This is a genomic window from Tabrizicola soli (assembly GCF_015999335.1).
GTDB lineage: Bacteria > Pseudomonadota > Alphaproteobacteria > Rhodobacterales > Rhodobacteraceae > Tabrizicola > Tabrizicola soli.
On the sequence record NZ_JAEACP010000001.1, the window covers coordinates 137,155 to 160,649 of the forward strand.

Genomic DNA, 23,495 nt, shown 5'->3' on the forward strand with positions numbered 1-23,495 from the left:
GCCGCTACTGGCGGCTGACGAAAAAGGCCAGGATGCCGTCTGTGAGGGCCGGCCCCCGCGTCATTCACCAAATATCGCCTGTTCCAATAGTTCCGCGTTGCGAGGCGCGCTGGTATATTTCCCTGTTGCAACCGAAAAGAAAGTCCCATTCTGCCGGACCGGCTGCTCATCCCGGCGATGAAAGCCGCTGTCAGGTCTGTCAATGTCGCGCAGCCCATCGGCAAGAATGATTCCTGCCTTGATCAGCACGGCGTCGGGACGTCCCATGCCCGGAATGATACGGGAAAACCCCTCCAGATTGTCCCGCCAGATCCGCTCCATGGTTTTGCTTTGGATATTCCCGTCGCAAACCTCTCGCCATTCGCGGGGAATCGCCTGTGATGCGGCCATCCCTTTCAGACTGGCCGGGTACCATGACAGGAAGGCATAATCCCGCCCCGGATGCGTGACGATGCTGCCAAAGGCGCCATGAACGATCAGAAACGACCCCAGCCTGTCGATCATCGGATTGCGCCGGACCAGAAGGCTGTATTTCAGACGCTGGCTTTCAGAAGGGAAATCGTCGATTCCGGCCTGACGATCCAACCGGGCGCGATCTTCCCAAAGGCAATTCACCACCATTGACGCCTTCAGATCATGCGACGCCCCCGCCTCGTCTTTGCAGGCGATGGCCCAACGACCGCCGGATTCGTCCTTGACCCCGCTGACGCAGATGCCAAGGCCAAGCGTGATCCGAGGCTCGGCCCTGATCGCAGCCGTCAATATCCGGTGCAGGGCGGGTTGATCGACACAGGCTTCGACCGTTTCGAAATTCGCCATGATGTCTGCAGGCGACACATCGGCGGGAATTGCGGCGCGGCGGGCGACATGGGTCGGCCTTTGACCCAGATAGGAAAGGCGATCATCGCGCAACCCCTCGAGAACCGCCCGTTCGACCTGATGGAAATGGTCTTCCAACTGGTCGGCCGACAGATGCGACTCATGATGCACGAGATAACGCGAGCATGTGGAAGATAGCGACGCCCAATCCGGCCTTTGCCTCGAAAGCCGTTCAACAACCGGGGCAAAGTGCAGCGCATCGGCGGCCATCCGGGCGCTGGTCGAAAAACTGCGATCCATCGCATAGATCAGCCCAAGATGGACCCTGCCTTCATAATTCAGGCTTGCCCCGGTCATCATTTCGCGGCGGCGGTCAATCAGGGTGACCTTATGCCCCCTTTGGGCCAGCATCAGCGCCGCCAAGACTCCCTGCACCCCGGCCCCAAGAACAACCGCGCTCACATTTTTCCCCACATATGCCCCGGCAAGGGGTGGCTGCGCAACGCCTCTGCCTTGGCATCCGGGGCCGGTTGATAGCGGAACCGGGCCGCCTGGGGCCGGAGTGCCGCAACCGCATTGGCCGCGTTCAAAGCAAGGTCACGGCTTGCGTATTCGATCAGTTCGCCCGAAGGCAAAAGCGCCTTGGCATAATCGGTCATCAAATCCGCAACATCGGTAAATGCCTTTGGGCTTTTGACCCAGCTGCGGTGGGTGCTTTCCGGGTAATATCGCTTGGTCAGAACAACCGCCGGCACATACCGGAAAGCCCCCGCCAGGCCAAGCGCAAAAAGCCAAGCCCGTTCGGAATGCATCAATCCGGGTGTGGCGCGAAACCTGAGCGCGTTCTGCTTGGCAAGCGCCGACCGGACCAGCCCCTTGAATGATCCCGGAAATCGCCCTGTCCAGAACATTGGCAGAATATCTTCCAACACCCAGCGTGACGTGCTGCTACCTTCGGCCAGATTCAATTCGTCACGGTCGGCTATCCGCTGGCCATCAAGTCCGATTGCGATGGTCTGACCAAAGGCGACAGCCGCGCCGGGGTCCTGCATCAGCACGGCAACAAGGGCCTCGACTCCGGCCTTGTCGATGGAATCGTCGTGGGGTAATATTCGCAGAAATCGCCCCTGCGCCGCCGAGATCAAGCCCGCGATGTTTTCGACCCAATTCGCATTGTCATCGGAGAGAAGCACCCTGACATTCGCCCTGTTTGCAAACATCCGTAGAAGGCGCTTACAATAGTCCTTGTCCCCGTTTCGGTCCGACAGGATGATTTCATCCCGGGGATCGACCAAGGCTTCGATATTCGCAACGATGACGTCATGAAACCGGGCGGATTTATAAAGCGGGATTAAGTGGCTTACACGCATTTCCAAGGCCCCATAGTTCGCCTCTCTATTCGGCGCGTCTTCGTCGAGGATGGCGCGTCGTATCCGCGGGATTCTTCGTAGCCGTTTATGCAGTCTGCCTGATCACGCAGAAACGGTAGGTCTTTCAGATGGTCATTATGAGATCGCATTACCTGACTCCGGCAGATCGGCCCATGTGCGAGATTGCGCGGCAGGGGCGAACCAGCCGTATCCTTCCTCGCAGAAACCGATCAGTGCACGCTGACCGGGGCGGGTTCCCGGCGGCATTTCCATCTTGAGTTCCAGCGTTCCCCCTGGCTCAATCGCGTGCGGCAGCCATACGCTTTGATCCGGCAGCCGCAAAGGACGCTCACAGGTCTCGGGATCCACCAGATGCAGGGTCACAGCCAGGCCCGTGACCTTGCCCGGCCCCCAACGAACCCGGCCCGGGTTGCCAATCCGGACATGTATCGCGCGATTGCCGGGCAGCAAGTTCACGGCAAGTTCGACAGTCCTGAGCGCGGCAGGCACAAGCGGTGCTGGGTCGGTCGTCACGCGGTCGATCTCTTTGCCGATTTCGGCGGCGAGATGGGCGATCTGATTGCCCGAGAAGAACTCGCCATGTGCCCCCGGGATTTCCCTGCTTTCGATAGCGGGCGTGTAACGCGACCAGGCCTGCGTGGGCCGCCTGAAATGGAAGACCGGGTTGTGCCTGCGGCTGTCCTTGCCAAAGAGGGCCAGAATGCGTCCGGCATACGGATAGGGCTGCACCTTTTCCATGAAGATGAGAGACCCCACGGCAATGCCGCCTTGCCACAGGCAATTCGCGAGATGTTGGGAAATTCGGCCTGCCTGGCAATTGCCACCGACCACGACCAGCGGGGGAAGGCCATAAGCCTCCAGGCTGCGCAGACAGGTTTCCGCGACAAATCTCTCGATGGCGGGATCGACGTTGCCGGGCGGCAAGATGCCGTTCAGGGAACGAAAGGCAAGCAGGGGTTGATCAGGCCCCAGTTCCCGGGCGAGGGCATCGGCCTCGCCATAATAGTTGAAGCACCAGATCAGCCATGGCCGGTTGCCCCTGCCGTTGTAGATCTTGACCAATCCATCGGAATCTATGGTTTCCCCCGTCGCTTGCGCCATAAGCGCAGACAGCTTTTCCAGAAGATCCTGTCGCCGGCTCTGTTCCTCTTGCGGCGCGGGGGCGATTGGACGCGCTTCACGCCAAAGGCGTTCCGGTGTGGTTTCGGCCGAGAACAGCCCGCGCAACGACAATCGGAACTGGCGCGCGACCTGCAACTCGATTTCAAGGAGGGTCAGAGAGTCAGCGCCCAGCCTGGCGAGCGTTTCCCGCGGATCTACCTGGGTCTTCAGCGCGTCGTCCCAGATTGCCAGATAGGACGGGGGCAAACCGACCTCGCCAGACGAAGGAGCCTGTTCAGCCGCCAGCGCATGCAGGCGCGCATTGTCCACCTTGAAGTTCCCGAGCCGGGGAAGCTTGCCAAGGACCAGGACACGGTCGGGGACAAGATGAGGCGGCAGGTTTGCTGCCATGGCCGCCCTGAGCTGATCCTCGGCCAAAGGCTGCCGCTCTGTCGCCTCGACGAAGCCAAAGGTGCGGACGCGCTCGCCGTCGGTTTCAACCACCAGCGCGGCTTCGGCCACACCGGGCAGGCGACGCAAGGCGGCCTCGATATCGACCGGGTCAAAGCGGTAGCCGCGCACCTTGATCTGGCGGTCGGCACGGCCGCAGAAATCGAGCAGGCCATCCGGGCGCAAACGGCCGAGATCCCCGGGACGGAAACGCCTCTGGTCTGGATGGTCGGTGCAGGAGGGAAACGCCTGGGCGGTCAGTTCGGGGTCGTTCCAATACCCACGTGCCATAAAGGCGCTTGTGACCTCGATCTGACCGACCTTCCCGGGTGCGACTTCGGCGCCATCGTCGCCGATCAGCCGCATGTCGCGATCTGCGATGGCATGGCCCACCGGAACAAGCGGGGTATCGGGCAGCCAGTTTTCCGGAATGCTCCAGTGCCGGTAGAGCGTCGCACATTCTGTCGAGCCGATCCCGGTATAGATTCGGCAACCTGGCGACAGGGATCGCCGCAGATCGGCCAGATCCTGTGCCAGAAACCTGTCGCCCGCCGTATAGACCACTCGCGCAAAAGGGGCGATCCGTGAGCCGGCCGACCGCATGAGCCCCCGCAGAACCGGCGGCATGGCGTGAAGGATGGTGACCTGCCGCCGGGACAGGTCGGACAGGACCTTTGCCAGCCCTTCGCCGCGCAGGTCCGCCATGCTGAGCGAAGCGCCATTCAACAAGGCTCCATAGATGTCGCGCAAGGCGCCATTCACGCTGGGCGAGTAGAGCAGACTCGATCGGTCGGCAGGGGTGATTGAGATCGCCTGCGAATACTGAAGGACATCATGCATGAGGCCGCGCTGATCCTGCCAGACGCATTTGGGCGCCCCGGTCGACCCGGATGTCAGCAGTATGTAGGCCGGGTCATTCGCACCGCCGATCAGGGGAGGGTCCGCCAGCACCGGCAGGGCAACGGCCGACAGTCCGTATGTCCCGGCGGAAAGGCCGGCCAGCGCGTCCTCCGTCCTGCCGATGACCAGGCGGGCGCCGCAGTGGTCGATGGCACGGCGAAGGGGGGCGAGCGGAAAGCCGGGATCCAACGGCAGATAGGGCCGCCCGGTCGCCAGGGCGCCCAGCATTGCCGCCACCACATCGCGACCGGGAGCGAGGAATAGGGCCACGGGCTCGCCCCGCGGGACCTTGTGCGCGATGACGGCGGCGTATCGGCGCGCCAGCCGGTCCAAGTCCTGATAGGTCATCACGCCGCGATCATCCACAAGCGCGGCCGATTGCGGACAGGTGGCGACCACATCGGAGAACCGTGTGTATAGACCGCGTTCGAGGTGGTCGCGGTCAAGCGGCGGCAGGCTGGTCATGATCAAGGATCTACCGGGCAACGGGCCGCGGCCAGGGCGGCGTGGATGTTCTGGTCCGGCGTGTCGGGTCGCAATACGCAGCCGGCGCCGAGGGTGAATATCCGTCCCCGCATCTGTTCGCGCAGCGTCCGTGTCGCGGTGATGATTTCGGATACCGTTGCTGTGGCCAGCCAATCTGGACGCGGCCCCGCCGATAAGGAAAGGTCAGGCGCCTTGAGAGCCTCTGACCACAGGACCGGGTTGTCGTCCGGAGAAAAATGCAAGATCGCTTCGGGGAAGGCGTGGGCAAGCGCGGGGGGATGGTCATGGCCATGCAGATGAACAAAGTTCAACGCTCCGGGGCCGGTTTCGGCGAGGCACGCCAGATCGTCGGGCAGACCGAGGCGCCAGTAGTCGCCTTCAGGGTCTTCGCCAGCGCCGGCATGCTGGATGGCCAGGAAGATCCCATCGACACCCGCCTCTCGAAAATCATGGATCAGCCGCTTTGTGCGCGCGCATAGCGCGCTCAGGCCAATGGCGACGGCCTCGGGGTGCTCTTGCAGATGGTGGCGCCAAACCCCGCGGCTCAGGGTCCGTGCCTGGAAGAGCGGATCGAATATCGACTGTAGCACCGGAACCTCGGGCGAGACCCGCGCCCTGATCGCGCGCGCCGCCTGGAGATGTTCCGAGACATGCCGCGCGTTCCGGGACGTTTCCGCAAGGCGGAGCCAGTGTTCCGGCTGTGTGATCGCAGGCGCGCCGAAGACCCGGCGGCCCAGGCTGTCGCCGGCCCAAGCATCTTCCTGGCCCAGGTCGCGCAGCTGAAAGCTCGAGGCCGGCGTTATCTTGACAAGATCAGAGCGGAAATCCTGCTGGAACTTGCAGGTCGCCGCGACAAGCGTCTCTGCCCGCTGGTCCGCCACCGGATGATGCCGCCAATAGGCGACCGGAACGGGGACGTCCATCCTGCCCGATCCGAACCCCGCGACGATGTCCAGAAAATGAGAAACGGCTGCCATGCCCTCAGCCCGAAGGTCGATCACTTGTGGCAAGGCGCGTGTCGTTTCCACGGGGGCGCCGCTCCACGAGGGAAAGGCAATCCAGGCCCGTCACGGTGCCCCACGGGATGACCTGCTGAGCGATGACTTCGAACCCGTGCCGGTTCGCCATCTCGGCGAGGCGCGCCGCCGACATGGAGGCGCGTCCGTGCGGCCGGTCGTGCATGGCAACCGTGTCGTCGAACAGAAAATTGGAATGGTGAAGGAGAGCCAGCCCCCCGTCGCGCAGCACCTGGGCCGTTTCTGCCAGGAAGGTGTCGAGGTTCGTCTCGGGCATCTGGACGAGGCAGTCATAGCTGAACAGGCTGTCCACTGTCCCCTCGTCGCACTCCGGCAGGTACTTTTCGTTTGCCGTGCGGCAGGTGACGTTTGCGACGGATTCCAGCCGGGCCCGCGCATTTGCAGACACATCCGCAGTTGCGGCGATGGCGACGACTTCATGTGCAAGTTCCGCGGCCCGGCCCGCGTGCGCGCCGTCGCCGGCGAAGAACGCCACCATCCGACCCGGGTCGAGTTTGTCGAACAATGGTCTGAAGCTCCAGGGGCGCTGCCAGAAGATGTGGCTCCAGTCCTGCGGGACAGCGGACTGATCCAGGTCGGAGGCGGGGTCGTTGGCCGGATCGCGCAGGGCCACCTCGTCAGGAAGCAGCCTTCGGGCCAAGGTGCAAACCGAGTCCACCAGATCCGGCACAGGTCTAGCCCGGTTCTTCAGCTGGACGGCAACATCCCTGATGACACAGGCGTCGTCGTATTCGATCACCGGATCGAGAAACAGGAAGTGGTTATACGCCCGCGCCACCAAAGTGCCAGTGTCATCGGTCATGTTGAAGGCGATGCCGGTATCCGCCATCGCCGCACGCAGTTCATCCCGAAGATCATCAACGCCATCGAGAAGAAACTGCTCGATCCTGCTTTCCAGAACAGCCCCGGGCAGGGGCGTTTCGGGAACGGGAGCGTCACGGAAGTCGATGCCAAAGCTGTCGTGCAGCCAGTCGATTTCGGCACGCGAACAGAAGGAGGCGGCAAGTTCGTCGGGCAGCCTGAACTTTGGTCCGGGTATCGCGGATTGCAGCCAGACATACAGACGGATCCAGCCCTTCGCCAATCCGGGATGGCCCACGAGCACAGGCAGCCTCACGCGGAGCAGATTGAGCAGCCGGATAGAATCCAGCGAACCTGCGGGATTCTCCTGGGTGCCAAGATCCACATGCTCGAGGCCGAACTCGGCCGCGAAATCGGCGACAACCGAGCCTTGCGGAAATCGGCTCAGGTCATAGGCCTTGAGCTTGAACGCGTCGCTGCCAAATATGGTCTGAAAGGCTTTGAAGTTGTCGCGATATTTAACCGCTCGCTGAAGCCGCGTACCTCTACCTTTCACACATTGCTGGATGATAGCGCTGGCGAAGGACATCGGGTCACGGACATAGCCAATGACCCGAAGAGAGCCGGACGCGGCAGAAAGGCGCTCCCATAATGCCTGGATGCCTGCGCCGTCGAAACTAGACAGCACCTCTCCGGAAAGGATCAGGCGCTTGCGTTCCATTGCAAGTTCGCTTTCCAGCAGCAGGCTATAATGCGCGCGCGCCGTCTCCTCTTCGCTGGCCGTCTGCCCCAGGAAATTAACCCTACGATTCGCCTCCTGCCCCCTCCCGTCGCCGAAGATCGCGTCGAGGGCGATGGAATGGTTGCAATCGCCAAGCCGAGCGTATCGAGTGCCATTGCGATCATAGTTCGCCAATGCCGTCTGGATCGCGGTCGATCCGGTTTTTGGCATGCCGATGTGCAGGATGATCTCCCGATCGCGCTGGTTCCAAGTCACGCCGTCACTCCTTCCCGCTCGGACGACAGCTCGAAGGGCCTCGGGCTATCCGGCCGCAGGCTTCCGAGAATATCGCCTCGTATTCCCTGACAAGGTGGTCCATGCTGAAAGCATGCGTGGAACGGACCGCGCATGTCCGAGCTGCGGCAAGACGTGCCTCGTCGGACAGAAGCGCGATCAGCTTCTCACATATTGCATCCGTCATTTCCGCCGGTCGAAGCCGGTGGGAAACGAGTTGATCATCCCCGCCGCCACCGGCTGCGATCATCCTTGGGATGGCTCCGATGTCCGTCGCCAATACGGGAATCCCGGCGGCAAAACATTCCAGCAGGAACAGGGGAAAGCTTTCCCCCGCGAAGGTGCTGGGCAAGACGCCCAGGTCAAAAGCATGCAGCATGCGCCGGGGCTCCTCGATGAAGCCGAGGTGGTAAACCCAGGGCATCGAGCGGATCAGGGGGGAAAGCCGTGCCACTTCCGGCCCGTCGCCAATCAGAACGATGACAATGTTGCGGGCGCTTGCTTCGCGCGCCTTGCGAACCGCTTCGATCGCAGTTTCCCATCCCTTTTCCGAAATGGCCCGAGACGCGATGACCAGCGCGAATGCATCTAGCGGAAGGCCCAGTTCGCGGCGAAGCGCATCTCTATCCTGAAGATGGGAATTGCATTCCGGCAGCGCATTGAAGATGGGTCTGACCTGGGCGTCCCTTAGGCCCAGCGAGGCAAGCGGGTTCAGGTTCTTTTCGTCGAGATAAAGCCAGTTGGTGACATTCCTGCTCAAATACGCGCCGTGGGCGGGTATCTTGTCCGCCACGCTTTCGTATCCACCGTGCAGACTCGCGATCAGCGGCAGGTCGAGTTCGTGACCACCGGCCGCCAGCCGCAAGTCCAGGCTGACGTTGTGCGAGTTCAGGACATCAAACCGGAAGGCGCGGAAGAAACCAGCCGGATCGCCCTGGATTTCACGCCAGCTAACAACCGGGATATCCTTGCGCAATTCCGTCCGGATCGAAGGCGCGCCGATGCGGATCTGATCTTCGACGACCAGATAGGTCACATAGTGGCCTCTTGCCCGCAGGGCGTTTGCCAGCTGAAGCGGAACCTTCTCGCCCCCGCCGGGCTTGAAACTGTCCGCGCCGATGCAGATCCGCAGGGGCTGGTTCTTCAGCTTGGCCAAGGGCGCGATCTCGTCCCTGAACAGCATGAGACGTTCTGGCGAAAAGAAGCTGGACAACCGCTGACAATGCGCCTCGATGGCAGTCTGGCCCAGACCATATTCCGCGGCGATGTCCGAAAGAACCTTGCGATGTTCCGCCAGATGGGTTTCGCCGAAAAGGGATGACCTTGACCGTCCCGTCTCACGAATCCGGAACTGCGACCGCGCAAGCCGCCGATAGGCAAACTGCCCGCCACGAAGCACCATGGCGTAGAAATACCAGTCTCCGGCAAACCGATAGCTGGTCAGCCTGTCGCGTTCCGCCTGCGTCAAGACGGGTTTGCGGAAGACCGCCCCGGCCGCATTCGCGATCAGATTGCGCGAGACGAAGTCGTGCTCGAACAGGCGCGCCGCGGGTAGGGTGGCCGAGCGGTCGCGCGTCAGGTGGTCAAGTCCCTGCCAGTAGTGTTCAAGATCGTCGCGCGACCTGCCGTCGGGTCCGATCGCCTCGATACGGCCACAGGCCAGCATGACATCCTCGCGCTGGAAGACGGGCAGCAGATTGGCAAGGAACCCGGAGTCCGCACAATCGTCGGTTTCAGCGATCCAGATCAGGTCGTGGCTGGCAGCGTCGATCCCTTTCAGCCACTGGCCGAACACGGAGCCGCTGTTCCTCTCGCCCGCGATGATCCGATAGGGGATATTGCCGCCTTGAAGGATTTCCGCCGCGATCTTGAGGCTGTCGTCATCCGACCCATCGTCGAGAAAGACGATCTCGTCCGGGGGACGGCTCTGGTTCAGGACCGAAGCCAGGCGGAGGGGCAGATAGGTCTCGTGGTTGTAGCAGGGCAGAACCGCGGTGACGCGCAGGTCCGCCGGTCGCTGGTGCAGCACGCGCGAAACCGTGTTCAGATAGGCCGCACCGAAATGGACATCCGGCTCGAGATACGCACCCTCCGCCCATTCGTTCCAGGCATTGATGCACAGCAGCGGTTCGCCCGCCACAGGATGCGCATTGGCCTCTCGGACGGCCCATTCCAGCCATTGCCGGAACTTTTCGGGGGTCGAGCCTGCGACGGCCGTCCCATGCCCCGGACGCCGGGCCTCGTTGTCCCATGACGGAAACACCGATCGGATCAACGGCAGTTCGTCACGCGTGTTGTGAATCGCCGCTTCGGTCACATCGTCGTAATCGTAGACCGCGCCGGCATGACGGTCGTCCAGAAGATCGAGTTCGGAGGTGACGTCTTGGGCCGTTGCAAAGATCCCATGTGGCGGAAACTCTATGGCGCCGTCCAGCCCAAAGACCGCCGGATCCTTTTCCCCAAAGGCACGCGCCATGAATATCAGCGGCGCTTCCCCATGACGCAGTTCGAAGAGGTCGCGCCATCGTGCCACCCGGTTCAGGCAATCCGGCACATGGCCGGGCCGATAGATGAACCACAGCGGCCGGCCGCCGAGGCGGATATACCGCTCATCCCGGAAATGACGGGCAAGATCGTCGATCAGGGCCTCGTCGTCTTCCGTCCGGTAACTCTGTTGCAGCAGGACGTCACGTTCCGCGCCATCCCAGGTGCGGGTCCAGTTTTCATTCGCCCACATCAATGCGAAGGGCATGGCAAGGGTGGGATCGGCCAGAAACCGTTCCATCGGCGTTTCCAGAACCCGCCTGCCGTCGAACCAGTAGTGATAGAAACAGAAACCGTGGATCCCGGCATCGCGCGCCAGTTCGATTTGCCGACGCATGACACCGCTTTCCGCAAGGTCATAGAAGCCGAGATCCCGAGGCAGACGCGGTTGCAGGTGACCTGGAAAGCGCGGCATCCCCCGCGCGACATTGCGCCATTCGGTAAAGCCACGCCCCCAGAAGCGGTCATTTTCCGCAATCGCGTGGTACTGGGGCAGATAATAGGCCAGCACCTTGGCGCGTGGCGGGGCGTCTCCGGCATCGACCGGGTCGAATTCCTCGAAATATGCCCCGGGTCGTGTGGATGCGGCCTGCTCTGTCAGGATGCGCCCCGCCATCTTGACCGGGGCGGCTGTCGGAGCGCCGGACTCGCGCCAGGGCAAGCCTAGGATCTCGGTGCCGCCACAGCGGGGCAGCGCGAGAAGCGAGCACCCGGCTCGCCGGCCCGCACGCCTCTCATGGCTTCTGGAGGCGATCGCGGAAAACTCTTCGGGCCGCGGCGCATCGGAGGCGAACAGCGCGATGTCCAGTTGCTGGTCCGCAAACCATCCCGCAGCCGCCGCGCGGATTTCGGTCAGTTCCCCGTGGTCTATGCAAAAAGCCTCGGCCCGCAGGTACTCCAGCGCACCATGCTTGCGGTAAAGCGTATCTCGCGCCGCAATGCTGAGCGCGGTCCGCCTTTCATCGGAATAACTCCGGGACCGGCCATGCTGCACAAAGACATCGGTGCAGACCCCGGTCCTGTATCCCGCAGCCGTCAGCCGGAAACACAAATCCTGAGTCTCGCCATAGCCTTGGCGGAAGTTCTCCAGATCAAAACCGCCCACCTCATCGTAAGCGTTGCGTGCGATCATGAAGCAGAACCCGTGCACAAGGGGCAGATCGACAAACCCGTGATCCGCGTGATTTTGCAGAAACCGATTTACTGCGCGGAGATCAGTGCCGGCGGGCAGGATATTGGTCGCGTATAATCCCCGCGCGTTTGTGACCCGTCCGAGGCTTTGCCATGCCGCCGCATTCGACAGCGGACCCGTCAATGCGACACCGGAGCGATGTTCGAACGGATGAGACAGCGCCGCGAGCCAGCCTTCGTCGACCACGGTGTCGCTGTTCAAAACCACGACCCGCCCGGCAGTCGAATGCTGGAATCCCAGCGCGGCAGCCCCGGTGAACCCCAGATTCTCTGGCGTGCGGAGGTAGCGCACCAGCCCGTCCTGTTGAGAGGCCAGCCAGCCCGCTGTCTCGGGCCCGGAGCAATCATCCACCAGCCAGACCCGCCCCAGATTCCCTGTCGCCGTCCGTCGCACGGACGCCAGACAGGCCTGCACATCGTCCAATGCGTCATGTACAGGCAGAACGATGTCCACCGTCGCCCCGGAAATCCCTTTGCGGCAGCCGCCTGGCGGATCCTGCACGGGCCGCGCAGCACGCCAGCCCCCCGCCATCATTCCTCCGGCCCTTATCGCCCGCCGGAAGGCCAGAACGGCATCTTGATCCGCCGGAGCGGCGGCGCAAAGCGCAGCCAGGGATTGCAGGTAGACGGCATGGGCCGCCGTGGCATCAGCCATGATGCAAATCGCGGCTGATACTTTTCGTCAGATCCCGCACAGCCTGTTCAGCATTGGTGAAGATCGCAAGCCCGGTCGCCGTGAATCTGGCATGCGCGCGAACTACATCCGCGCCTTTTTGAAAGTTCGCGATGTCCTCGTCCCGCAACCGCCGGGCTTCTTGTCGAATGTCGTCGCCGAGCGTCGCGCTGGTGGCCACACGATGCATCGTCAACGCCATGCGGGCCGAGACATAGGCGGCATGATAGATCCCGTCCATCGGGCGTGGATCACGTCGGAGCGGCGAGGGGTAGCGGTCGGCTTCCGGGTTGAGAACCAGAGGTTCGTCCGTCGTGAAGCCGAAAAGCAACAGGTGGCTGGCCTCATGCACCAGAACCTCTGCAACCGCGAGCGGTGTCCGATGAAAGGCCGGGTTCAGGATCAGCATCCCCCAGAGCTGATAGTGGCTGCCCCCATCGAAATGCTCGGTTGCCGATTGTGAACCCGTCGCGACCAGCACCTGTTTGACCAGTACAGAGACCTCCGCCGCCATTTCCGGCCAGCACCTGTCAAGAAAGCCCAGCCCGTCGGCCAGCCTGGTGCGGAACGCCGCGAAGATGGCGGGATCAACCGCATTGAAAAGCGAGGCCACCGAGCCGAAACGGTCGACTGCCATGTCCTGAAGCAGCGTTTTCGAAGTGTCGGACCAGCGGGTCAGGAAGTGTCGGTCGGCGGCCGTATCCACCGCAAAACCGGAAAGTACGGTACGAACGGTATCAACATCTTCGGCCAGCGTCGCGGTGGCGAGCTGATAGTGCCGCGCGTAATCTGATGGCGAGGGGTCGTAGCCCTGTTCCAGCGCAGCGATGAACCCGGCAAGTTCCTTCACTTCGGGAAAGTCCTGCGGATCGAAGCAATCGATCAGAACACCAAGGCTTTCGCCAAGCTGCGTCCGCATGCGGTCGTCAAGAAGCCGGGCGCGTTGCGCGGAAGGCTCGATGGAGTAGCTGGGCATTCGGGCCTCCGTCACGGGTTCCGGGCAAGCATTTCGCGAACGGAAAGCGTGGGCACGGGCATCGCCTTGCCTTCCTTAAGCTTGGCGAAGGAAGCGCGCAGACGCTGCTCGATATTCTTGTAGACCGGCTCCATGCGACCCAGGTGTTTCTTCGGCACGTTCGACGGCACGGCCATGGTCATGGCGGCATTCGCCTCGAAAAACACGAAGGATCTGTCGGAACGGACCCCAAGGTCGGCCCCCCAGAAATTCAGGGGACAGCGCCTGATCATCTCGCCGCAGATGGCACGCAGCTCCATCCAGTTGTGAAAGTCGCGCATTCTTTCGAGCAACTGGTCGATCGACCTTGTGACCCCGGCGCCGGATGACGGGCTTGTCGCGCCGCCGCTGCCGATTTGCCAGCCGCCAGATACGCCGTATTCGCGCAATGAAATGGTGTCGTCGACAAAGCAGACCCGGATCTTGACATAACGCCCGCGCTCGTCCTTGAAATCCACGAACTGGGTCATGAAGAATATTCGGCCAAGGCTCGGGAATTGCTCAAGCGGGTCCCAGTCTGCGGCAGAGCTCACTTTGACGAGACCAATGCCGGTCTGGGAAGATACGGGTCGAACCAGAACCGGGTAGGTGAATCCCTCGCGCTCGAACACTTCCCTGAAAGCATCGGTATGAGCTACGGCAAAGCGCGCGACACGGGGCACTTCAAGCCCCTCGATACCGCCGAAGACCTTCGGCGCAAGATCACGCCGGGTCAGGGCGACAGCACGTGGGTGGTTCCAGATCGGGCATTTCTCGCCGAGGATCGCGTCAAGCTGGGCAAGACTGTCGCGATATTCGTCTATATCCGCCAAAGTATTCACGATCCAGCGGTCCGCAAAAGAGGCTGCGAAATCACGATCCGCAAACCAGTATTCGTCCGCGTCGATTGCCAGATCCGACAATACCGGCGCCGGGAGGACGGAGCGATTCGACCATCGAATGCGAGGCGATCCATCGTTCCCCAAGAACACATCCAATTTCGCCGAATCGGGTATGCCCTTCCAGATCAATCCATCTTCGAGCAACGTCTAATTCCCATCGCATGCCCTGCATTCCGCAGGGCATGCGAAATTCGAACCTATTATCAAGAATGGACCTCAGCAGGCGCCGCCACCCTTGACGCCGATTTTATCAGCCACCGCAGCGCCGCTTTCAAGCTTGAAGCCAAGGAGCTTGGATGTGTCCGGTTTTTTGATCATGTTGCAGGTTCCTCTTTTTATCCCCTCAGTTAAATTTACCGCCACCGATGGAGTCAAAAGCGCATAAGGGTACTGGCAATATCTTTCGTTGGGCAGGGTTGCCTTCATTCGCCTTCGGAAAAGAGGCCGCAAACATGACCGGCGGCTTGCCATGACATGTCATATGCCCGTGCGGCGGCGCGGCGGATCAGGGGACCTTGAGCATTGCGAAGGCCAATCCCGTGAAACTGTCGTTCCTTTACACCCAGCCATTGCCGGTGAGGCTCAGGCCTCCAGCTCGGCGTCCCAGTAGAGGTAGTCCATCCAGCTGACGTGCAGGTGGTTCGGCGGGAAGCGGCGGCCGTGGGCCTGCATCTCCTCGGCGGTGGGGGTCCGAGGGGGGCGGCGGAGGTGGAGGCCGGACTGGCGCAGCGTCCGGGAGCCCTTGCGCAGGTTGCACGGAGAGCAGGCGGCGACGACATTCTCCCAGCTGGTGATGCCGCCGCGTGAGCGCGGGACGACATGGTCGAAGGTGAGATCGCCCCGCGCGCCGCAGTACTGGCAGCAGAATTCGTCCCGCAGGAAAAGATTGAAGCGCGTGAAGGCCACGCGCTTCTGGGGTTTGACGTATTCCTTGAGGACGACGACCGAGGGTATCCTGAACTCGTGCCGCTGGCTTCGCACCACATGGTCGTATTCGGCGACGATCTGCACCCGCTCCAGCACGGCGGCCTTGATCGCCTCTTGCCAGGGCCAGAGGCTGAGCGGGTAGTAACTGAGCGGGCGGTAATCGGCGTTCAGCACCAAAGCGGGGTAATGCTTCAGCGCCGCGGGATCGCGCACGAACTGGGTTCTGAAATCGCCGTCCATTCCGTCAAAGACTCCACGCTTTGCCCGCTGACCCGGAGGTCATGTGGGGGGCGGGGGAGTCCGCCCCGGTGCGGGAACTATATCTGGCGTTCTTGCCATGGCAACCCCCCAGCTAGTGACGGTGCCGTGAAGTTTTCCGAGATTCCTGATGCCAGAGTTCCATGACCCCGGCATGACAACGCGCAAGACCGGAAGAAGAGCTTGCCGGATGGGCAAGAGAAACATACCATCTGGTCTGATATGGAGGTACAGGCATGGCCGGTCTTCCGACGATCACCGGATTCCGCCGCTCGCCCGATGGGGGCAGGGGGCTGGCACGCGACCTGCGGGTCCGCTGGGCGCTGGAGGAGGCCGGGCAGTCCTATGCGGTGGAACTGCTGGACTTCGCCGAGTTGAAGTCGCACCGGCATCTGGCGCGGAATCCCTTCGGACAGATCCCGACCTATGCGTCGGAGGGGCTGGTGCTGTTCGAATCCGGGGCGATCCTCTGGCATCTGGGGCAGGAGCATCCGGTTCTGCTTCCGGCCGAGTCCAAGGCACGGGCGCGGGCGGTGATGTGGATGTTCGCCGCCCTGAACACGGTCGAGCCGCCGATCTTCGAGTCCAGCCTGGCGCGGGTGCTGGAACGCGACAGGCCCTGGTTCGCCGAGCGGCAGGAGATGCTGGAGGGACGCGTCCGCGGCGTGCTGGGGCGGCTTGCCGACCGGCTGGGGCAGGGGGAGTGGCTGGAGGCGAGGTTCTCGGCCGGCGACCTGCTGATGGTCAGCGTGCTGCGTCGGCTGGGCGGGACCGGGATCATCGAGGATTGGCCGAACCTCGCCGGCTACGTCGCGCGGGGCGAGGCGCGTCCGGCCTTCCAGCGCGCGCTGGCGGCGCAGCGGACCGAGGCGGAGGCGGTGCGCGCCCGAGGGTAGCCCCCGGGCGCGGTAAGAGGCGTCAGGCCAGCGCGGCGGCGACGGCGCGGCCGGTCAGCACTTTCACCAGGTTGGCGCGATAGGCCTGGGTTCCGTGCAGGTCGTGGATCATCGTGCCGCTTTCCATCGCGAGACCCTTGATCGCGGCGGGAGAGAAGTCGGCCGATAGCGCGGCCTCGGCATCCTTCCAGCGGAAGACGCCGTCTTGCGACGCCCCGGTGACCGCCACCCGCACGCCGCCTGCGTATTTCGCGACGAAGACGCCGGTCAGGGCAAAGCGGCTGGCGGGCTGGTCGAACTTCACATAGGCCGCCTTTTCCGGGATCGGGAAGACGATCGAGGTGATGATCTCGCCATCATGCAGTGCGGTGGAGAACAGGCCCTGGAAGTAGTCGTCGGCCGCGATCTTCCGGGTGTTGGTGACCACGGTCGCGCCCGAGGCGAGGACCGCCGAGGGATAGCAGGCAGCCGGGTCGTTGTTGGCGAGGCTGCCGCCGATGGTGCCCCGGTTCCTGACCGCCGGATCGCCGATGCCCCCGGCAAGGGCGGCGAGCGCCGGATAATGCGCCTTGGCCTCGCGCGCGACCACCGCATGCGGCGTGGCCGCGCCGATGTGCAGGCCCCCGTCGCCAAGGCAGACGCCCTGCATCTCGGGGATGGCGGTCAGGCTGACCAGGGTGGCGGGCGCGGCAAGGCGCTGCTTCATCGTCGGGATCAGGGTCTGACCGCCCGAGAGCGCCTGCGCGCCCTCGTGGGAGAGCGCCTGCGCCGCATCGGCGATGGTCGAGGGTTTGACGAAGTCGAAGTTGTGCATGGGGTCCCTCCCTCAGCCGTGCATCGCCTGCCAGACCCGCGAGGGGCTGACCGGCATGTCGATATGGGTGACGTTGGTGAAGCCGCCGCGATGCAGCGCGTCAAGCACCGCGTTGACGACCGCCGGGGGCGAGCCGATGGCCCCGGCCTCGCCGCAGCCTTTCACGCCCAGGGGGTTGTGCGTGCAGGGCGTGGCGCAACTGTGATCGACGCTGTAGAACGGCACGTCGTCGGCGCGGGGCATGGCGTAGTCCATGAAGGACCCCGACAGAAGCTGCCCGTTTTCGTCGAAGACGCAATGCTCCAGCATGGCCTGGCCGATGCCCTGCGCAAGGCCGCCGTGGACCTGGCCCTCGACGATCATCGGGTTCACCACATTGCCGAAGTCGTCGGCGGCGGTAAAGGCCAGGATCTCGACCTTGCCGGTTTCGGGGTCCACCTCCAGCTCGCAGCCATAGGCGCCGGCGGGGTAGGTGAAGTTCGAGGGATCGTAGAAGGCGGTTTCCTCGAGCCCCGGCTCGATGCTTTCCAGCGGGTAGTTGTGGGGAACGTAGGCGGCGAGCGTGATGTCGACCCAGGTCTTTTCCTTGTCGGTCCCGGCGACGGTGAATTTGCCGTCCTTGAGTTCGATGTCGGCCTCGGACGCTTCCATCAGGTGGGCCGCGATCTTCTTGGCCTTGTTGATGATCTTGTTGGTGGCCTTGACCATGGCCGAGCCGCCGACCGCAAGGCTGCGCGAGCCGTAGGTGCCCATGCCCATCGGCGTGTTCGAGGTGTCGCCGTGCACGATCTCCACCTGGCTGGCGTCGATGCCGATCATGTCGCTGATCACCTGGGCGAAGGTGGTCTCGTGCCCCTGGCCATGGCTATGGCTGCCGGTGAAGACGGTGATCGAGCCGGTGGCGTTCACCCGGACGGTCGCCGATTCATAAAGACCGGCGCGGGCGCCGAGCTGGCCCACCAGGTTCGAGGGCGCGATGCCGCAGGCCTCGATGTAATGCGCGAGGCCGAAGCCGCGCAGCTTGCCGCGGGCCTTCGATTCCGCCGCGCGGGCCTCGAAGCCGGCGTAGTCGGAAAGCTCCAGCAGCTTGTCGAGCGTCGCGTCGTAGTTGCCGGTGTCGTAGACCACGGCGACCGGGGTCTGGTAGGGATACTGGTCCGGCTTGATGAAGTTCTTCCGCCGCAACTCCACCGGCGACACGCCCAGTTCGCGCGCGGCCTTGTCGATCACCCGTTCCAGCTGGAAGGTCGCCTCGGGCCGGCCCGCGCCGCGATAGGCGTCGACGGGGACGGTGTTGGTGAAGACCGCCTTGACGTTGGTGTAGACCAGCGGCGTCTTGTAGTTCCCGGCCAGAAGCGTGCCGTGCAGCCAGGTCGGGATGCAGGGCGCGAAGGTCGAGAGATAGGCGCCCATATTGGCGTAGGTCTCGCAGCGCAGCGCCATGAAATTGTTGTCGGCGTCGAGCGCAAGCTGGATCCGGGTCTGGTGGTCGCGGCCCTGCGCGTCCGAGATGAAGGCCTCGGACCGGGAGGAGGTCCATTTGACCGGACGCTTCAGGATCTGGGCGGCCTTGGTGACGAAGGCCTCCTCGGCGTAGTGGTAGATCTTCGAGCCGAAGCCGCCGCCCACGTCAGGGGCGACCACGCGCAGCTTGTGCTCGGGGATCGACAGCACGAAGGCCCCCATCAGCAGGCGGATCACATGCGGGTTCTGGCTGGTCGTGTACAGCGTGTGCTGGCCCGAGTGATCCTCGTAATCGCCGACGGCGACGCGGGGCTCCATCGGGTTGGCGATCAGCCGGTTGTTCACCAGGTCGAGCGTGGTGACATGGGCGGCCTTCTTGAAGGCCTCGTCCACGGCGGCGCGGTTCTCCTCGACGAAGCCCCAGTCGTAGCAGAGGTTCGAGCCGATCTCGTCATGCACCAGGGGCCCGCCCTGGACCGCGGCCTTCATGTCCATGACGGCGGGCAGTTCGTCGATGTCGATCTCCACCGCCTCGGCCGCGTCGCGGGCCTGGTCCAGCGTCTCGGCCACCACCACCGCGATCGGATCGCCGACATGGCGGACCTTGCCTTCGGCCAGCACGGGGTGCTTCGGTTCCAGCATCACCGAGCCGTCGCGGCTGGTCACCTGCCAGCCGGTCGGGATGCCGCCGACGCCGGCGAAATCGGCCGAGGTGAACACCTTGACCACGCCGGGCATGGCTTCCGCGTCGCGGGTGTCGATCTTGCGGATCGTGCCGTGGGCGACCTGGCTGCGGATGAAATGGGCGTGGAGCTGGCCCCGGATGTTGATGTCGTCGGTATATCTGCCCTTTCCGGTCAGGAACCGCACGTCTTCGCGCCGCTTGGTGCTGGCGCCGATGCCTCCGTCCTTCGGCATGTCGTCCTCCCTGATTCTGTTATTCGGCTGCGATCTTGGTGACGTCCTGCCCGCTGGCCGCCAGCACCGCCTTGACGATGTTGTGGTACCCCGTGCAGCGGCAGATGTTGCCTTCGAGATGGTAGCGGACCTCGGCCTCGGTCGGCTTGGGGTTCTCGGCCAGAAGGGCGGCCGAGGACATCACCATGCCTGGCGTGCAATAGCCGCATTGCAGGCCATGATGGTCCTGGAAGGCCTGTTGCAGCGTCGAGAGCGAGCCGTCGGCATTGGCCATCCCCTCGATCGTGCGCACGTCGGCCCCGGCCACGTCCTGGGCAAAGACGGTGCAGCTTTTCACCGCCTGGCCGTCGACATGCACCACGCAGGCGCCGCACTGGCTGGTGTCGCAGCCGACATGGGTGCCGGTCAGACCCAGCCCCTCGCGCAGGTAGTTCACCAGAAGGGTCCGCCCCTCTGCCTCGGCCGAGACGGCGCGGCCGTTCACGGTCATGCTGACTTTGGTCATTCCTCTCCTCCCTTGGATTTCCTGGGTTGGGGGCCTCAGCCCCCGGTCAGACGCTTGAACCAGCCCTTCTTCGGGGCCTCTTCCGCCTCGTCCGCGGGCGGGGGCTCATCCGGGCCCTCGACCGCGTCCTGGAAGCGGGTGAAGAATTCATCGGCCAGCTTGCGGGCGAAGCCGTCGATGATCCGGCTGCCAAGCTGGGCGATCTTGCCGCCGACCGAGGCATCGACGGAGTAAGTCAGCCGGGTGCCGTCCCCGGCCGGCTCCAGCACCATGTCGGCGCCCCCCTTGGCGAAGCCCGCGACGCCGCCCTTGCCCTCGCCCGAGATGCGCAGGGACCGGCCTTCCACGATGTCGGACAACTGAACCACGCCGGTGAAGGTGGCGCTCACCGGCCCCACCTTCTGCTTGACTACGGCCTGATATCCTTCGGCCACGCTGCCAGAGAGGCTTTCGCAGCCGGGAATGCAGGCGCGCAGCACCTCGGGGTCGAGGATCGCGCGCCAGACCATGTCGGGCGGCGCGGCAATTTCGCGCGTGTCGGACATCTGCATCGGTTTGATTCCCCCCGGCCTTTTTCACGAGACTATGCCAAAGCGCGCATAATCCATCAGGAATTTCGCGCCTCGCCCGGTCAATTTTCTCCGGACCCGCGCAAAGGGCCGCCGACGGATGCAGCCGGGACTTGCGGCAAGGCGCGGCCGTCTTTAACGCTTTGCGGCAAAAACCCAGCGGAGCCCCCATGTCCTTCAGCCGCCGACAGATCCTTGTCCTTGCCGCCGGAGCAGCACTTGCCGCCTGCGGCCGCAAGCCCGAGCCCGAAGTCTCGCGCGCGCCGATGCAGCCCGGCGCCACGCCCGAGATGAAGGCCCTGGTGCGGAAATACGCCCATGTGCACGAGATTCCCGAAGAGCTTCTGCACCGGGTGATCCGGCGCGAAAGCGGTTACAATCCGGCGGCGCGCAACGGGCCCTACTACGGGCTGATGCAGATCATGCCGCAGACGGCGCAGACCATGGGTTATCGCGGCGCGCCCGAGGGTCTTCTGGATGCCGAGACCAATCTGAAATATGCCGGGCGCTATCTGCGCGGGGCCTGGCTGGTGGCGGATGGCAACCAGGACGCTGCCGTGGGCTGGTATGCTCGCGGCTATTACTACGAGGCCAAGCGCAAGGGCCTGCTGGAGGAGACCGGCCTTAGGGCCTGATACGGCAATGCTGGACATGGGCGGGCGCAGGCGGTAGAACGCGCCCGTTAGCGCTAACAGCGCATAAGAGGGAGTTGCCCATGGTCTCGCGTGTGATTCCGGTGGATGTGTTCGATCTGGTGATCTTCGGCGGCACCGGGGATCTGGCGCGGCGCAAGGTGCTGCCAGGGCTTTACCGGCGCTTCCTCGCGGGGCAGATGCCCGAGGACAGCCGGATCATCGGCGCGGCACGGGGCGAGCTGACCGATGCCGAATGGCGCGCGCAGGTGGCCGGGGCCATCGCGGAATTCGTCCCGAAGGAGAAGCAGGACAAGACGGCGATCGCGGGCTTCCTGGAGCGGCTGACCTATGTCCCGATCGACGCCAGGGGGACGACCGGCTGGGAGCGGCTGAAGGAGTTGATGCGCGAGAACGTGGTCCGGGCCTTCTACTTCTCGGTCGCGCCGGGCCTGTTCGGCGATATCGCGCAGCGGCTGTCGGACCACGGGATCGCCGATGCCTGGAGCCGGATCGTGGTGGAAAAGCCCTTCGGCCGCGACCTGACCAGCGCCCGCGCGCTGAACGAGGTGCTGGCGCGGCATTTCACCGAGGCGCAGATCTACCGGATCGACCATTACCTCGGGAAGGAGACGGTGCAGAACCTGATGGCGGTGCGCTTCGCCAACATCCTGTTCGAGCCCCTGTGGAAGGCGGAATACATCGACCATGTGCAGATCACAGTGGCCGAGACCGTGGGCGTGGACGGGCGCGGGGCCTATTACGACAAGTCGGGCGCCATGCGGGACATGGTGCAGAACCACCTGATGCAGCTTCTGTGCCTGATCGCGATGGAGCCGCCCTGGCACTTCGACCCCGATGCGGTGCGCGACGAGAAGCTGAAGGTGATCCGGGCGCTGAAGCCGGTGCTGGCCCAGGACATCGTGCGCGGCCAGTATGCGGCGGGGGGCGGCGAGCCGGGCTATGCCGAACACGCCGAGAATTCCGCCAGCCGGACGGAAAGCTATGTCGCGCTGAAGGTCGCGATCTCGAACTGGCGCTGGCAGGGGGTGCCCTTCTACCTGCGCACCGGCAAGCGGCTGCGGGCGCGCGCCAGCGAGATCGCCGTTACCTTCAAGCAGCCGCCGCATGCGATCTTCGACGATGCGAAGGGCTGGCACGAGAACGTGCTGGTCATCCGGCTGCAACCGGACGAGGGGATGCACCTGTGGGTGATGATCAAGGAGCCGGGGCCGGGGGGGATGCGGCTGATGCAGGTGCCGCTGGACATGTCCTTCGCCGACGCGCTGGCCGAGGTGTCCGAGGATGTGCCGGACGCCTATGAACGGCTGATCATGGATGTGATCCGGGGCAACCAGACGCTGTTCATGCGCGGCGACGAGGTCGAGGCCGCCTGGGCCTGGACCGATCCGATCATCGAGGGCTGGGAATCGCGTGACGACCGGCCGCAGCTTTACGATCCCGGATCCTCGGGGCCGGAAGATGCGTTGATGCTGATGCACCGCGACGGGCGTCGCTGGCGGGAGATACGCTGATGCAGCTGGAGACCTATCCGGACCGCGAGATGCTGATGCTGGGGCTGGCGAATGTGCTCGCCGGGCAGCTGGCGGATTTCCTGCGCCGCGACGGCCAGGCCACGCTGGCGGTTCCGGGGGGCACGACGCCGGGGCCGGTGTTCGACACGCTTTCAGGGGTGGACCTCGACTGGGCGAATGTCGCGGTGCTGCCGACCGACGAACGCTGGGTGCCCGAAACCAGCGACAGGTCGAACACGCGGCTGGTGCGCGAACGGCTCATCCGCGGCCGGGCGGCGCAGGCGCGGCTGATCCCGCTTTACGCCCCGGCCGAGACGCCCGAGGAGATGCTGCCCGCGCTGGAGGACGGGATCCGGCCGCATCTGCCGATCTCGGTCCTGCTTCTGGGCATGGGGACGGACATGCATGTGGCAAGCCTGTTCCCCGGCGCCGACCGGCTGGACGAGGCGCTGGCGGCGAATGCGCCGCTTCTGCTGCCGATGCGGGCCGAGGCGGCCGGCGAGCCGCGCGTGACGCTGACCGCGCCGGTGCTGAAAGGGGCGTTCAACATCCATCTCCTGATCACCGGCGGCGAGAAGCGCGAGGCGCTGGAGCGGGCGCAGTCGCTGACCCCGCAGGAGGCGCCGGTGCGCGCCGTCCTGGACGCCGCGACCGTGCATTGGGCGGAGTGAGT

18 protein-coding genes are annotated in these 23,495 nt (G+C 64.0%); 4 read left to right on the forward strand and 14 right to left on the reverse strand.

Annotated elements, in window-relative coordinates; all coding sequences use genetic code 11:
- Nucleotides 1-60: 60 nt before the first annotated feature.
- The 10 genes from I7S92_RS00655 to I7S92_RS00700 all read right to left on the reverse strand — a co-directional run bounded on the left by I7S92_RS00655 (nucleotide 61) and on the right by I7S92_RS00700 (nucleotide 15,471).
- Nucleotides 61-1,293 carry an FAD-dependent oxidoreductase gene (locus I7S92_RS00655; RefSeq protein WP_354001288.1) on the reverse strand — a complete coding sequence of 411 codons (1,233 nt, stop codon included), beginning with the start codon at nucleotides 1,291-1,293 and terminating at the stop codon, nucleotides 61-63.
- A complete protein-coding gene (locus tag I7S92_RS00660) occupies nucleotides 1,278-2,189 on the reverse strand; it encodes a glycosyltransferase (RefSeq protein WP_197641544.1) in 912 nt (303 codons plus the stop codon). Before I7S92_RS00660 ends, I7S92_RS00655 begins: the two co-directional genes overlap by 16 nt.
- Before the next feature lie 135 nt (nucleotides 2,190-2,324).
- The gene (locus I7S92_RS00665) at nucleotides 2,325-5,126 is read right to left on the reverse strand and encodes an AMP-binding protein (protein ID WP_197641545.1); all 2,802 of its coding nucleotides are present in this window, start codon (nucleotides 5,124-5,126) and stop codon (nucleotides 2,325-2,327) included.
- A 2-nt stretch (nucleotides 5,127-5,128) separates the two neighbouring features.
- A complete protein-coding gene (locus tag I7S92_RS00670; RefSeq protein WP_197641546.1) occupies nucleotides 5,129-6,124 on the reverse strand; it encodes a uroporphyrinogen decarboxylase/cobalamine-independent methonine synthase family protein in 996 nt (331 codons plus the stop codon).
- A 4-nt stretch (nucleotides 6,125-6,128) separates the two neighbouring features.
- Nucleotides 6,129-7,982, reverse strand: a complete 1,854-nt coding sequence (locus I7S92_RS23420) for a class I SAM-dependent methyltransferase (protein WP_197641547.1) — start codon at nucleotides 7,980-7,982, stop codon at nucleotides 6,129-6,131.
- A gap of 4 nt (nucleotides 7,983-7,986) precedes the next feature.
- Nucleotides 7,987-12,390, reverse strand: a complete 4,404-nt coding sequence (locus I7S92_RS00680; RefSeq protein WP_197641548.1) for a glycoside hydrolase family 99-like domain-containing protein — start codon at nucleotides 12,388-12,390, stop codon at nucleotides 7,987-7,989.
- Nucleotides 12,383-13,384 carry an aKG-HExxH-type peptide beta-hydroxylase gene (locus I7S92_RS00685; RefSeq protein ID WP_197641549.1) on the reverse strand — a complete coding sequence of 334 codons (1,002 nt, stop codon included), beginning with the start codon at nucleotides 13,382-13,384 and terminating at the stop codon, nucleotides 12,383-12,385. Before I7S92_RS00685 ends, I7S92_RS00680 begins: the two co-directional genes overlap by 8 nt.
- An 11-nt stretch (nucleotides 13,385-13,395) precedes the next feature.
- On the reverse strand, nucleotides 13,396-14,448 hold the full coding sequence (locus tag I7S92_RS00690) for an ATP-grasp domain-containing protein (RefSeq protein ID WP_197641550.1): 1,053 nt from the start codon (nucleotides 14,446-14,448) through the stop codon (nucleotides 13,396-13,398).
- A gap of 72 nt (nucleotides 14,449-14,520) precedes the next feature.
- Entirely contained in the window at nucleotides 14,521-14,730 is a 210-nt protein-coding gene (locus tag I7S92_RS00695; protein WP_197641551.1) for a hypothetical protein, read from the reverse strand.
- Nucleotides 14,731-14,886: 156 nt separating this feature from the next.
- The gene (locus tag I7S92_RS00700; RefSeq protein ID WP_197641552.1) at nucleotides 14,887-15,471 is read right to left on the reverse strand and encodes an HNH endonuclease; all 585 of its coding nucleotides are present in this window, start codon (nucleotides 15,469-15,471) and stop codon (nucleotides 14,887-14,889) included.
- Nucleotides 15,472-15,725: 254 nt separating this feature from the next.
- Here I7S92_RS00700 and I7S92_RS00705 point away from each other — a divergent pair, with 254 nt between their 5' ends.
- Entirely contained in the window at nucleotides 15,726-16,385 is a 660-nt protein-coding gene (locus I7S92_RS00705) for a glutathione S-transferase family protein (protein WP_197641553.1), read from the forward strand.
- Between the two features lie 22 nt (nucleotides 16,386-16,407).
- On the opposite strand, the gene I7S92_RS00710 is transcribed toward I7S92_RS00705, so the two are convergent.
- The 4 genes from I7S92_RS00710 to I7S92_RS00725 are packed head-to-tail and all read right to left on the reverse strand — an operon-like array spanning nucleotide 16,408 to nucleotide 20,637.
- Complete coding sequence (locus I7S92_RS00710; RefSeq protein ID WP_197641554.1) at nucleotides 16,408-17,199, reverse strand: FAD binding domain-containing protein; 792 nt, start codon at nucleotides 17,197-17,199, stop codon at nucleotides 16,408-16,410.
- 12 nt (nucleotides 17,200-17,211) lie between these two features.
- Nucleotides 17,212-19,581, reverse strand: a complete 2,370-nt coding sequence (locus tag I7S92_RS00715; RefSeq protein ID WP_197641555.1) for a xanthine dehydrogenase family protein molybdopterin-binding subunit — start codon at nucleotides 19,579-19,581, stop codon at nucleotides 17,212-17,214.
- A 19-nt stretch (nucleotides 19,582-19,600) separates the two neighbouring features.
- On the reverse strand, nucleotides 19,601-20,086 hold the full coding sequence (locus I7S92_RS00720; protein ID WP_197641556.1) for a (2Fe-2S)-binding protein: 486 nt from the start codon (nucleotides 20,084-20,086) through the stop codon (nucleotides 19,601-19,603).
- Between the two features lie 35 nt (nucleotides 20,087-20,121).
- Nucleotides 20,122-20,637: an SRPBCC family protein gene (locus I7S92_RS00725; protein WP_197641557.1), complete on the reverse strand. Its 516-nt coding sequence runs from the start codon at nucleotides 20,635-20,637 to the stop codon at nucleotides 20,122-20,124.
- A 188-nt stretch (nucleotides 20,638-20,825) separates the two neighbouring features.
- Between I7S92_RS00725 and I7S92_RS00730 the strand changes: the two genes are divergently transcribed.
- The 3 genes from I7S92_RS00730 (at nucleotide 20,826) to pgl (ending at nucleotide 23,493) form a co-directional block, all read left to right on the forward strand.
- A complete protein-coding gene (locus I7S92_RS00730) occupies nucleotides 20,826-21,290 on the forward strand; it encodes a lytic transglycosylase domain-containing protein (protein ID WP_197641558.1) in 465 nt (154 codons plus the stop codon).
- 80 nt (nucleotides 21,291-21,370) lie between these two features.
- Nucleotides 21,371-22,822, forward strand: coding sequence for a glucose-6-phosphate dehydrogenase (zwf, locus tag I7S92_RS00735; RefSeq protein WP_197641559.1), 1,452 nt, complete (start codon nucleotides 21,371-21,373; stop codon nucleotides 22,820-22,822).
- Nucleotides 22,822-23,493 (forward strand): 6-phosphogluconolactonase, encoded by a 672-nt coding sequence (gene pgl / locus I7S92_RS00740; protein ID WP_197641560.1) that lies wholly within the window; start codon nucleotides 22,822-22,824, stop codon nucleotides 23,491-23,493. Before zwf ends, pgl begins: the two co-directional genes overlap by 1 nt.
- Nucleotides 23,494-23,495: the final 2 nt, after the last annotated feature.